This is a genomic window from Klebsiella sp. CN_Kp066, from assembly GCF_040065135.1.
GTDB lineage: Bacteria > Pseudomonadota > Gammaproteobacteria > Enterobacterales > Enterobacteriaceae > Klebsiella > Klebsiella oxytoca.
On sequence record NZ_JBEAIU010000024.1, the window covers coordinates 1 to 12,270 of the forward strand.

Below are 12,270 nucleotides of genomic sequence, written 5' to 3' on the forward strand. Positions count from 1 at the left end.
GCACGACCTTGCCAAGGTCGGGGTCGCGAGTTCGAGTCTCGTTTCCCGCTCCAAATTTCTTCTTATACCTGATTTATCCACAGCGCAATCACGCGCCGGGGATGATTTTCGTCCTGTCCAGAAAATACTGTGAACAGACTTATCCACAGGTTAATCTTTTGCCTTAATCCCGAAAAATACTTCACTATGTAAATAGTATTTATCTATATTGTTGAAATATAAGAATGAAATTTCATTTCAAAGTGTTAACTCGATCGCTTGACGAACGTCTGCATGTTGAAACGCAATGTGTTTTTATTTTTATTCACACCCTGTGAATGAATCAGGCGTCGCGCGGTAACCCTTTTTCAACCACCCTGACCAGCCGTAGCTTTTTCGGTAGTTGCACCTCAATCACATTGGCATTTCTTTTTGCAATTTGCTGCGCAATCGCCCATTCGATATGTTCGTCGAGAAGTGGGTGCTCACCCCGGCGGCTTTCCAGCGCCTGCAGGTTCGCTTCATTCCAGGGCGCATTGCCCAACGCAACGGCGATATTACGCAGCCAGCGCAGATGACCAATACGGCGAATGGCCGATCCTTCCGTCACTTTTAAAAACCAGGGCTCGCTCCAGGCGAACAGTTCTACCAGCGCCGGGGCATGCAGCGCCTGACGCGGGCTGAAATCATCTTCATCGGTTAATTGCGCGAAGCGGTTCCACGGGCAAATCAGCTGGCAGTCATCACAGCCGTATATGCGGTTACCGATCAGCGGACGAAATTCTTCCGGAATAGCGCCTTCCAGTTCGATAGTCAGATAGGAGATACAGCGCCGGGCATCAACGGTATAGGGCTCGACGATGGCGCCGGTTGGGCAGATGGTCATGCAGGCAACGCAGCGTCCGCACTCTTCTTCAACGGGCTGGTCGACGGGAAGAGGGAGATCGATAAGCAATTCGCCGAGGAAAAAGAACGAGCCGGCATCGCGGCTAAGGATGAGTGAGTGCTTACCTGTCCATCCCAGCCCCGCTTTTTCGGCTAAAGGGCGTTCAAGAATCGGCGCGGAATCGACAAAAGGTCTAAAATTGAGCGAAGCACACTGCCCCTGAATCATCTCACCTAATTTTTTCAGGCGATTACGTAACAGCTTGTGATAGTCCCGTCCAAGGGCATAACGGCTAACGTAACCCAACGCGGGATCTTTCAGGGTTCGGGCGAAAGCGGCATTAGCGGGAAGATAGTTCATCCTGACGCTAATCACGCGGAGCGTACCGGGCTGGAGTTCATGAGGTCGCGCGCGCATCATGCCATGACGCGCCATCCACTCCATTTCGCCATGGTATTGTTTATCCAGCCACGCCTGCAGTTTGGGTTCGCTGGCGCTGAGATCGGTATCGGTAATACCGACCTGCTGGAACCCCAGCTCTGTGCCCCATTGTTTGATTTGCTGCGCTAACTGATTGAGATCGAGGGGCTGTGACATGATGGACCATACGATGACGAAAAACGCTGACAGTATACCACATATCATCTGGTCGGCGGATGCGCTACGGCGGGCGGAAAAAGAGGCGGCGGATGCCCTCGGGCTGACGTTATACGAGCTGATGCGTCGTGCGGGCGAAGCGGCTTTTGAACGGGCTTACGAGTACTATCCTGAAAACCGGTGCTGGCTGATTCTCTGCGGTCACGGCAATAACGGCGGCGACGGCTACGTGGTGGCTCGCCTGGCGCAGTCGCGAGGTATTCAGGTCACGCTGGTGTCGCTGGATAGCGAGAAGCCGCTGCCGAAAGAGGCCAGTACCGCGCGTGAAGAGTGGCTCAACGCCGGCGGTACGATTCATGCCGCCGACATCGCCTGGCCAGAAGATATCACGCTAATTATTGACGGCCTGCTCGGGACCGGATTGCAGAGCGCTCCACGGGAAAACGTTGCGGAGCTTATCGCGCGCGTTAATGCCCATCCGGCGCCGGTTGTGGCGCTGGATATCCCCTCAGGTCTGAATGCGCAGACGGGGACCACGCCGGGTGCGGTTATCCAGGCTGCTCATACCATCACCTTTATCGCGCTTAAGCCCGGATTGCTGACCGGCAAGGCTCGCGATGTCGTTGGCCGCTTGCATCACCACGCCCTGGGGCTTGAGGGTTGGCTGGCAGGCCAGACGACGGCGCTCAGTCGCTTCGATGCCTCGAAGCTTGCCGACTGGCTACCGCCCAGACGCCCAACGTCGCACAAAGGCGACCACGGGAAGCTGGTCATTATCGGCGGCGAACCGGGTACGGCGGGAGCCATCCGCATGAGCGGCGAGGCGGCTCTGCGCGCGGGCGCCGGGCTGGTGCGAGTCCTGACTCACCGGGACAACATTGCGCCCATTCTGACCGCCAGGCCTGAACTGATGGTCCATGAGCTGACCTCCCGCTCGCTCGAAGAGAGTCTGCAATGGGCGGATGTCGTCGCGATTGGGCCGGGTCTGGGGCAGGGCGAGTGGGGTAAAAATGCGCTGCGCCAGGTGGAGAATTTTCGCAAACCGATGGTCTGGGATGCGGATGCGCTGAACCTGCTGGCAATCAATCCCGATAAACGTCACAATCGCGTGCTGACGCCGCATCCCGGCGAAGCCGCTCGTCTGCTGAACGTGAGTGCGGCAGAAATTGAAAGCGATCGCTTACATTCTGCACAACGTCTGGTAAAACGTTATGGCGGCGTCGTTGTGCTGAAAGGCGCAGGTACGATCGTGGCGAGTGACGCTGGCGAGACGGGTATTATCGATGCCGGCAACGCCGGAATGGCCAGCGGCGGAATGGGCGATGTCCTGACCGGCATTATTGCTGCGTTGTTAGGCCAGCAGCTGACGCCGTATGATGCCGCTTGCGCCGGATGCGTTGCTCATGGCGAAGCCGCCGATCGTCTGGCGGCCAGATACGGCACCCGCGGCATGCTGGCGACCGATCTTTTTTCCACGCTCAGGCGTGTTGTTAACCCGGATGTGATTGACGTAGACCATGATTAATCGAGTGATTCCTTTACCCGACGAGCAGGCAACTCTCAGCCTTGGCAACCGCGTAGCGCAGGCATGCACTGGCGCGACGGTCATCTATTTGTACGGCGATTTAGGGGCGGGTAAAACGACCTTTAGCCGCGGTTTCCTTCAGGCTCTCGGTCACCGCGGCAACGTTAAAAGCCCGACCTATACCCTTGTCGAGCCTTATAGTCTCGATAAGTTGATGGTCTATCACTTCGATCTCTATCGCCTGGCGGACCCTGAAGAGCTCGAGTTTATGGGGATCCGCGATTATTTTACCGACGACGCCATCTGCCTGGTGGAATGGCCGCAGCAGGGTACAGGCGTACTGCCGGAACCGGATGTTGAAATTCACCTTGAATATCAGGCTCAAGGGCGTGAGGCGCGCGTAACTGCGGTCTCCTCATTGGGTGAGTCTTTATTGGCGCGTTTGGCTAATTAGCCTGAAGGACGACGGGATGATGTATCGCTTAACCAGTTGGCTGACCGCCGCACTGATGCTGTTCAGCATTCAGGCCACTGCGGCAAGTTTATCCGATATCCAGGTCTCAAATGGCGATCGGCAGGCCCGTATTACCATAAGTTTTATCGGCGACCCTGAATATTCGTTTAGCCCGCAGGGCAAACGCACCGTCGCGCTGGATATCAAACAGAGCGGCGTACTCCAGGGCTTGCCGCTGCAGTTTAGCGGCAATAATCTGGTAAAAAGCATTCGTTCCGGAGCGCCGCAGGATACCCAGTCGCTGCGTCTGTTGGTGGATTTAACCGCCGACGGCAAAACGCGCGCGGTGAAACAGCAGAACGGTTCTAACTATACCGTGGTGTTTACGATTAATGCCGATGAACCGCCTCCGCCACCGCGTGTCGTGGTGAAACAGGCAGAACGGCCCGTGGCGCAGCCCTTGCGTCCGAGCGAACCGGCGCGCAACCCGTTTAAAGCCGATAACGACCGCCTGACTGCGGTGACCAGTACGACCAGCGTAACGCGTCCTGCGGCACGTACCGTTTCTAGCGACGATAAAGTGATTATCGCCATTGATGCCGGTCACGGTGGCCAGGATCCGGGAGCGATTGGTCCGAACGGCACTAAAGAGAAGAATGTGACCATTGCTATTGCGCGTAAGCTCCGCGCGCTGCTGAATGCCGATCCTCAGTTCAAACCCGTGCTGACGCGCGACGGCGATTATTTCATTTCAGTAATGGGGCGTTCTGACGTCGCGCGTAAGCAAAACGCCAATTTCCTTGTCTCGATTCACGCCGACGCTGCACCGAATCGCGATGCTACCGGAGCATCGGTTTGGGTGCTTTCCAACCGTCGCGCGAACAGCGAAATGGCCGGCTGGCTCGAGCAACATGAGAAACAATCCGAACTGTTGGGCGGTGCAGGCGATGTGCTGGCCAACAGCCAGTCGGACCCTTACCTGAGCCAGGCGGTGCTGGATTTACAGTTCGGCCATTCCCAGCGCGTCGGGTATGATGTGGCGACTAACGTGCTGAGCCAGCTGCAGCGGATCGGCGATTTACATAAGCGTCGTCCTGAACATGCCAGCCTCGGCGTACTGCGCTCGCCGGATATCCCGTCAATCCTGGTGGAAACGGGGTTTATCAGTAATAACGGCGAAGAGCGGCTGCTGGGGAGCGATGCTTATCAACAGCAGGTCGCAGAGGCCATTTATAACGGTCTGCGTAACTACTTTATGCAACATCCTCTACAATCCGCGCCGCGCGGGGCAGCCGCGCAGACTGCCAGCGCAGGTTCGTCAGATGGGACGCTGTTAAATTAAGGAGACGGCCATGCCGATTCAGGTTCTACCGCCGCAGCTCGCCAACCAGATTGCCGCAGGTGAAGTGGTGGAACGACCGGCGTCGGTGGTTAAAGAGCTGGTGGAAAATAGCCTCGATGCCGGGGCGACGCGCATCGATATTGATATTGAGCGCGGCGGCGCGAAGTTAATCCGCATCCGCGATAACGGCTGCGGCATTAAAAAAGACGAGCTGGCGCTGGCGCTGGCTCGCCACGCGACCAGTAAAATTGCTTCGCTTGATGATCTTGAAGCGATAATTAGCCTCGGTTTTCGCGGCGAAGCCCTGGCCAGTATCAGCTCAGTCGCTCGCCTGACGTTGACCTCGCGTACCGAGGATCAGCAGGAGGCCTGGCAGGCCTATGCCGAAGGACGCGATCAGGCAGTAACCGTGAAGCCGGCGGCCCACCCGGTGGGTACGACGCTGGAAGTACTGGATCTGTTTTATAACACCCCCGCCCGGCGCAAGTTTATGCGCACTGAGAAAACCGAGTTTGGCCATATCGACGAGATCGTACGGCGCATCGCGCTGGCGCGCTTTGACGTGACCATTAACCTCAGCCACAACGGAAAGGCCGTGCGCCAGTACCGGGCGGTATCGCAGGATGGCCAGCGCGAACGGCGTCTGGGCGCAATCTGCGGTTTGCTGTTTCTCGAACATGCTCTGGCTATCGAGTGGCAGCACGGCGACCTGACCCTCAGCGGCTGGGTGGCCGATCCTCTGCATACCAATCCGACGCTGGCGGAGATTCAGTATTGCTATGTCAACGGACGGATGATGCGCGATCGCCTGATTAATCACGCGATCCGTCAGGCCTGCGAAGACAAATTGGGCGCCGATCAGCAGCCCGCTTTTGTGCTGTACCTGAAGATAGATCCGCATCAGGTGGATGTGAACGTGCACCCGGCCAAGCATGAGGTGCGTTTTCATCAGTCGCGCCTGGTGCACGATTTTATCTATCAAGGCGTGCTAAGCGTTCTGCAGCAGCAGCTGAACGCTCCTCTGGCAGAAGAGGGCGCAGAACCCGCGTCGCGTCAGGTGCCTGAAAACCGCATTGCGGCAGGCGGCAATCATTTTGCCCAGCCCGCCGTCGCGCGTGAAACCGCCGCTCCCCGTTATCGTGACGAGCCCGTCGCGCCGCGCTTTAATACCAGCACCGGCGGCTCGCGAGAATCCGCTGCCACGGGGTCATCTGGCGGAGCCGGCTGGCCGCATGCGCAGCCAGGTTATCAAAAACAGCAGGGGGCGCTCTATCGCCAACTGCTGGATACTCCGGCCGCGGAGCGAAAACCAAAATCTCCTGCGCCGGTAGCGGAAGGCCTGGCAGGCCATAGCCAAAGTTTTGGCCGCGTGCTGACGATCGTCGATAACGACTGTGCGCTGCTGGAGCGCGACGGTAAGCTTGCGCTGCTGGCCCTGCCGGTTGCCGAGCGCTGGCTACGCCAGGCGCAGCTAACGCCGGGCGCGGAGGCGGTCTGTGCCCAGCCGCTGCTTATCCCGCTGCGGATAAAAGTGTCCGGGGCGGAAAAGGACGCGCTTGAGCAGGCGCAGTCGGCGCTGGCAGAAGTCGGTATTGAACTACAGTCCGATGCGCACTACGTGACGATCCGCGCAGTGCCTTTACCCTTAAGACAACAAAATTTACAAATCTTGATTCCTGAACTGATAGGCTACCTGGCGCAGCAAAACACATGCGACGCCGACAATATTGCTCAGTGGATAGCGCGTAATCTGGCGAGCGAACATGCGCAGTGGAATATGGCGCAGGCGATTGCCGTCCTGGCGGATATCGAGCGTTTATGTCCGCAGCTGGTTAAAGCGCCGCCGGGTGGCCTGTTACAACCTGTTGATTTACATTCGGCGATGAATGCCCTGAAAGATGAGTGATGTAACCGAGGCAAGCCTGCCTAAGGCAATATTTTTAATGGGCCCGACGGCCTCTGGTAAAACCGCATTGGCTATCGCCCTGCGTAAAGTTTTGCCAGTAGAGTTGATTAGCGTTGATTCAGCCCTAATCTATCGAGGGATGGATATCGGTACGGCCAAGCCCGATGCCGCGGAGCTGAGCGCTGCGCCGCATCGCCTGCTGGATATTCTGGACCCGGCCGAGGCTTATTCCGCGGCGGATTTCCGTCGCGATGCGCTGGCAGAGATGGCTGATATCGTTGCGGCCGGGCGTATTCCGCTACTGGTTGGCGGAACAATGTTGTATTTCAAAGCGTTGCTGGAAGGATTGTCGCCTTTGCCTTCGGCAGATCCGCAGGTCAGAGCGCGGATTGAGCAACAGGCCGCAGAGCAGGGATGGAACGCGTTACACCAGCAGCTACAGGAAATAGATCCCGTTGCCGCAGCGCGTATTCATCCAAATGATCCGCAAAGACTTTCCCGAGCACTGGAAGTTTTTTTCATTTCGGGTAAAACTTTAACGGAGCTGACGCAAACGTCAGGTGATGCTCTGCCGTATAAGGTGCACCAGTTCGCCATCGCCCCGGCGAGCCGTGAACTGCTCCATCAGCGCATAGAACAGCGTTTTCATCAGATGTTGGCTTCAGGTTTTGAAGCAGAAGTGCGGGCGCTTTTTGCCCGGGGAGATTTGCATACGGATATGCCTTCCATTCGTTGTGTCGGATATCGCCAGATGTGGTCTTACCTTAATGGCGAGATCCCGTATGATGAAATGGTTTATCGAGGTGTTTGCGCCACGAGACAGTTAGCTAAACGTCAGGTTACCTGGCTGCGCGGTTGGGAAGGTATTCACTGGTTAGACAGTGAACAACCTGAACAAGCGTTCAACAAAGTATTACAGGTTGTTGGTGCTAGCCTGGACTGAACGTGTACAATTGAACGGTATCGTGCGTAATTTTTAAGAATCGTAAGGTTCTGAGTACAAAACAAGCATACATATAAGGAAAAGAGAGAATGGCTAAGGGGCAATCTTTACAAGATCCGTTCCTGAACGCTTTGCGTCGGGAACGTGTTCCGGTTTCTATTTATTTGGTGAATGGTATTAAGCTGCAAGGGCAAATTGAGTCTTTCGATCAGTTCGTGATCCTGTTGAAAAACACGGTCAGCCAGATGGTCTATAAGCACGCAATTTCTACCGTTGTCCCGTCTCGCCCGGTGTCACACCACAGCAACAATGCTGGCGGCGGTACTAACAACTATCACCACGGTGGTGGTGCGCAGGGTTCTTCTGCACCGCAGCAAGACAGCGAAGACGCCGAATAAGGCAGATGCTGTTTTTCCACGTCGGGGAGCCAGGTTTTCTGCGTTCCCCGCTGGTATTTTATAAGGGGTTTACGCTTGTTTGACCGTTATGATGCCGGTGAGCAGGCGGTACTGGTACACATCTATTTTTCGCAAGACAAAGATATGGAAGATCTCCAGGAGTTTGAAACTCTGGCCTCTTCCGCCGGTGTCGAAGCAATGCAGGTGATTACCGGTAGCCGTAAAGCACCGCACCCGAAGTATTTTGTTGGTGAAGGTAAAGCTGTCGAAATTGCGGAAGCCGTAAAAGCGACCGGTGCATCGGTCGTGCTCTTCGATCATGCCCTGAGTCCGGCGCAGGAACGAAATCTCGAACGCTTATGCGAATGTCGGGTTATCGATCGCACCGGCCTGATTTTAGATATTTTTGCCCAACGAGCGCGTACCCACGAAGGGAAACTGCAGGTTGAGCTGGCGCAGCTGCGCCACATGGCGACTCGCCTCGTTCGCGGCTGGACCCACCTTGAAAGACAGAAAGGCGGGATTGGTTTGCGCGGCCCGGGTGAAACCCAGCTCGAAACTGACCGCCGATTGCTGCGTAACCGTATTATGCAGATCCTGTCGCGACTGGAAAAAGTTGAAAAACAGCGCGAGCAAGGACGGCGGTCACGGGCCAAAGCCGATATACCCACCGTGTCGTTGGTCGGTTATACCAACGCCGGTAAATCCACGCTGTTCAATCAGATAACTGAAGCTGAGGTCTATGCAGCGAACCAGCTGTTCGCCACTCTGGATCCGACGCTGCGCCGCATCGATGTCCCTGATGTTGGCGAAACCGTGCTGGCGGATACCGTAGGTTTCATTCGTCATCTGCCGCACGATCTGGTGGCCGCGTTTAAAGCGACTCTCCAGGAGACGCGCCAGGCGACGCTGCTGCTGCATGTCATTGATGCGGCGGATGTTCGCGTGCAGGAAAATATTGACGCAGTAAATACGGTACTCGCGGAAATCGAGGCCGATGAGATCCCGGCGCTGCTGGTCATGAATAAAATCGACATGCTGGATGATTTTGAGCCGCGTATCGATCGGGATGAAGAAAACAAACCGATTCGGGTCTGGCTTTCCGCCCAGACCGGGGTTGGCGTACCGCTGCTTTTTCAGGCTTTGACGGAACGGCTCTCTGGTGAAGTGGCTCAGCATACGCTGCGCCTGCCGCCGCAGGAAGGCCGGTTGAGAAGCCGATTCTATCAGCTTCAGGCGATAGAGAAAGAGTGGATGGAGGATGACGGTAGCGTTGGTCTGCAGGTGCGCATGCCGATCGTTGACTGGCGTCGCCTCTGTAAACAAGAGCCAGCGCTGGTTGAATACGTGATTTGACCTTGCAGCTTGCCTGAAGATATTAACCCCTGTGGGGATATCAAAAACAAATATGGAGCATATACATGGCGTGGAATCAGCCCGGTAATAACGGACAGGACCGCGACCCGTGGGGAAGCAGCAATAACCAAGGCGGCAACTCTGGGGGAAATGGCAACAAAGGTGGTCGCGAGCAGGGACCTCCCGATCTGGATGATATCTTCCGTAAGCTAAGTAAAAAACTTGGCGGCCTGGGCGGCGGGAAAGGTGGACTGGGCGGCGGTAGCGGCTCACAGGGACCACGCGGGCCTATGGGCGGACGTATCGTCGGCATCGTTGCCGCCGCTGCGGTTATTATCTGGGCAGCCAGCGGTTTCTATACCATTAAAGAAGCTGAACGTGGCGTCGTCACTCGCTTTGGTAAATTTAGCCATCTGGTTGAGCCTGGCCTTAACTGGAAACCCACCTTCATTGATAACGTTCAGGCGGTTAACGTTGAGTCGGTGCGCGAACTGGCGGCTTCTGGCGTCATGCTGACGTCAGACGAAAACGTCGTGCGCGTTGAGATGAACGTACAGTACCGCGTGACCGACCCGGAACGCTATCTGTTTAGCGTGACCAGCGCTGACGACAGCCTGCGTCAGGCAACCGACAGCGCGCTGCGTGGCGTTATTGGTAAATACACGATGGACCGTATCCTGACCGAAGGGCGTACCGTCATTCGTAGCGATACCCAACGTGAGCTGGAAGAGACGATTCGTCCGTATAACATGGGTATCACCCTGCTGGACGTCAACTTCCAGACGGCGCGTCCGCCGGAGGAAGTGAAAGCCGCATTTGATGATGCGATTGCCGCACGTGAAAACGAACAGCAGTACATTCGTGAAGCGGAAGCTTACACCAACGAAGTTCAGCCACGGGCTAATGGTCAGGCGCAGCGTATCCTTGAAGAGGCTCGCGCGTACAAGACCCAGACAGTTCTTGAAGCGCAGGGTGAAGTGGCTCGCTTTGCAAAAATTCTGCCTGAGTATAAAGCGGCTCCGGAAATCACCCGCGAGCGTCTGTATATCGAAACCATGGAAAAAGTGCTGAGCCATACTCGCAAAGTGCTGGTTAACGATAAGGGGAGCAACCTGATGGTTCTGCCTCTGGATCAGATGCTGAAAGGCGCTGGCGCGCCAGCGGCAAAGAGTGATAGCAGTGGCGCAAGCGATCTGCTGCGTCTGCCGCCTGCATCCAGCTCAAGCAGCGCCAGTAACGCTTCTACCTCTACGGGAGGCACCATTATGGACCAACGCCGCGCCAACGCGCAGCGTAACGACTACCAGCGTCAGGGGGAATAACGATGCGTAAATCTGTTATCGCGATAATTGTCATCGTGCTGGTGGTGCTCTATATGTCCATCTTTGTTGTCAAAGAGGGCGAGCGCGGTATCACGCTGCGTTTTGGTAAAGTTCTGCGCGACGATGAAAACAAACCGCTGGTGTATGCGCCTGGCCTTCACTTCAAGATTCCATTTATTGAATCTGTGAAGATGCTCGATGCGCGTATTCAGACGATGGACAATCAGGCCGACCGCTTTGTTACCAAAGAGAAAAAGGACCTGATCGTTGACTCTTATATCAAGTGGCGCATCAGCGACTTTAGCCGTTACTACCTGGCTACCGGCGGTGGTGACGTCTCCCAGGCCGAAGTACTGTTGAAGCGTAAATTCTCCGACCGTCTGCGTTCTGAAATTGGTCGTCTGGATGTGAAAGACATCGTGACCGACTCCCGCGGTCGTTTGACCCTGGAAGTGCGCGATGCCCTGAACTCAGGCTCTGCGGGCACAGAAGATGAAGTCAGTACGCCGGCTGCCGATGATGCAATTGCCAAAGCGGCGGAGCGAGTTGAAGCAGAAACGAACGGTAAGGTTCAGGTGATCAACCCGAACAGTATGGCGGCGCTGGGTATTGAAGTCGTCGACGTTCGTATTAAGCAGATCAACCTGCCTGCTGAAGTGTCTGAAGCGATCTACAACCGTATGCGCGCTGAGCGTGAAGCGGTAGCTCGTCGCCATCGCTCACAGGGTCAGGAAGAAGCTGAAAAACTGCGCGCGACTGCGGACTATGAAGTCACCAAAACGCTGGCGGAAGCCGAGCGCCAGGGGCGTATCCTGCGCGGTGAAGGCGATGCGGAATCCGCAAAACTGTTTGCTGATGCATTCAGTCAGGATCCAGGATTCTACGCCTTTATCCGTAGCCTGCGTGCGTACGAGAACAGCTTCAAGAGCAATCAGGACGTGATGGTTCTCAGTCCGGACAGTGATTTCTTCCGCTATATGAAATCTCCAGCGGCAGCGACTCGCTGATAAGCAATGAGTATGCAAAAAGGCGTCCATCAGGGCGCCTTTTTTACATGATGAAAGCGATTAATTACCGCGGTGTTTTTTATTCAATGAACCCACGGATGCTACGTTTTGCGAGAATGCTTCATTTTTAAAACCAGCGCTTAATTCATTATCTTCGTTTCTGGGGTTAGTACGCTAATCGATCATTGAAATTAAGAAAAAACAAGTTGTTATGTATTTCGTTTCATAAAGCCGGTTCATAACATTGATGAAATAGCGGAGAATGTGAAGTGAGGTGCAACTCAACGCGAGTGAGCGCCTGGTGCTGTACTGGCTGCATTTAAATAAAGGTGAATAATGAACTCAACAATCTGGTTGGCACTGGCGCTGGTTTTAGTACTTGAAGGGCTTGGACCGCTGCTTTATCCCCGCGCATGGCGCCGTATGGTCGCCACGATGAGCCAGCTACCGGATAATTTATTACGCCGCTTTGGCGGGGGACTTGTGGTTGCCGGCATCGTCATCTACTACATGTTGAGGAAAACGATTGGCTGAGCGCAAAGTAGACTAATTTAC

The 12,270-nt window shown here is 55.5% G+C and carries 11 protein-coding genes; 10 read left to right on the forward strand and 1 reads right to left on the reverse strand.

Going from position 1 to position 12,270, the window contains the following annotated elements:
• Nucleotides 1–322: 322 nt before the first annotated feature.
• Nucleotides 323–1,462 (reverse strand): tRNA epoxyqueuosine(34) reductase QueG, encoded by a 1,140-nt coding sequence (gene queG, locus ABLV75_RS05335; protein ID WP_004109161.1) that lies wholly within the window; start codon nucleotides 1,460–1,462, stop codon nucleotides 323–325.
• A gap of 13 nt (nucleotides 1,463–1,475) precedes the next feature.
• Here queG and nnr point away from each other — a divergent pair, with 13 nt between their 5' ends.
• From nnr to ABLV75_RS05385, 10 genes are all read left to right on the forward strand, one after another.
• Nucleotides 1,476–2,987: a bifunctional ADP-dependent NAD(P)H-hydrate dehydratase/NAD(P)H-hydrate epimerase gene (nnr, locus tag ABLV75_RS05340; protein ID WP_024273617.1), complete on the forward strand. Its 1,512-nt coding sequence runs from the start codon at nucleotides 1,476–1,478 to the stop codon at nucleotides 2,985–2,987.
• Nucleotides 2,980–3,441: a tRNA (adenosine(37)-N6)-threonylcarbamoyltransferase complex ATPase subunit type 1 TsaE gene (gene tsaE, locus ABLV75_RS05345; protein ID WP_004109155.1), complete on the forward strand. Its 462-nt coding sequence runs from the start codon at nucleotides 2,980–2,982 to the stop codon at nucleotides 3,439–3,441. Before nnr ends, tsaE begins: the two co-directional genes overlap by 8 nt.
• Nucleotides 3,442–3,457: 16 nt before the next feature.
• Entirely contained in the window at nucleotides 3,458–4,783 is a 1,326-nt protein-coding gene (amiB, locus tag ABLV75_RS05350; protein ID WP_047720443.1) for an N-acetylmuramoyl-L-alanine amidase AmiB, read from the forward strand.
• A 10-nt stretch (nucleotides 4,784–4,793) separates the two neighbouring features.
• Nucleotides 4,794–6,689: a DNA mismatch repair endonuclease MutL gene (mutL, locus tag ABLV75_RS05355; RefSeq protein WP_047720441.1), complete on the forward strand. Its 1,896-nt coding sequence runs from the start codon at nucleotides 4,794–4,796 to the stop codon at nucleotides 6,687–6,689.
• A complete protein-coding gene (miaA, locus tag ABLV75_RS05360) occupies nucleotides 6,682–7,632 on the forward strand; it encodes a tRNA (adenosine(37)-N6)-dimethylallyltransferase MiaA (protein ID WP_016809366.1) in 951 nt (316 codons plus the stop codon). The genes mutL and miaA overlap by 8 nt, the downstream gene beginning before the upstream one ends.
• Before the next feature lie 89 nt (nucleotides 7,633–7,721).
• Nucleotides 7,722–8,030, forward strand: a complete 309-nt coding sequence (gene hfq, locus ABLV75_RS05365; protein ID WP_004097968.1) for an RNA chaperone Hfq — start codon at nucleotides 7,722–7,724, stop codon at nucleotides 8,028–8,030.
• A 75-nt stretch (nucleotides 8,031–8,105) separates the two neighbouring features.
• Nucleotides 8,106–9,386: a ribosome rescue GTPase HflX gene (gene hflX / locus ABLV75_RS05370; protein ID WP_004109143.1), complete on the forward strand. Its 1,281-nt coding sequence runs from the start codon at nucleotides 8,106–8,108 to the stop codon at nucleotides 9,384–9,386.
• A gap of 65 nt (nucleotides 9,387–9,451) precedes the next feature.
• Nucleotides 9,452–10,708: an FtsH protease activity modulator HflK gene (gene hflK, locus ABLV75_RS05375; RefSeq protein ID WP_004109140.1), complete on the forward strand. Its 1,257-nt coding sequence runs from the start codon at nucleotides 9,452–9,454 to the stop codon at nucleotides 10,706–10,708.
• A 2-nt stretch (nucleotides 10,709–10,710) separates the two neighbouring features.
• Entirely contained in the window at nucleotides 10,711–11,715 is a 1,005-nt protein-coding gene (gene hflC, locus ABLV75_RS05380; protein WP_004109137.1) for a protease modulator HflC, read from the forward strand.
• Between the two features lie 336 nt (nucleotides 11,716–12,051).
• Complete coding sequence (locus tag ABLV75_RS05385; RefSeq protein ID WP_004097978.1) at nucleotides 12,052–12,249, forward strand: DUF2065 domain-containing protein; 198 nt, start codon at nucleotides 12,052–12,054, stop codon at nucleotides 12,247–12,249.
• The last annotated feature ends 21 nt before the right edge of the window (nucleotides 12,250–12,270 follow it).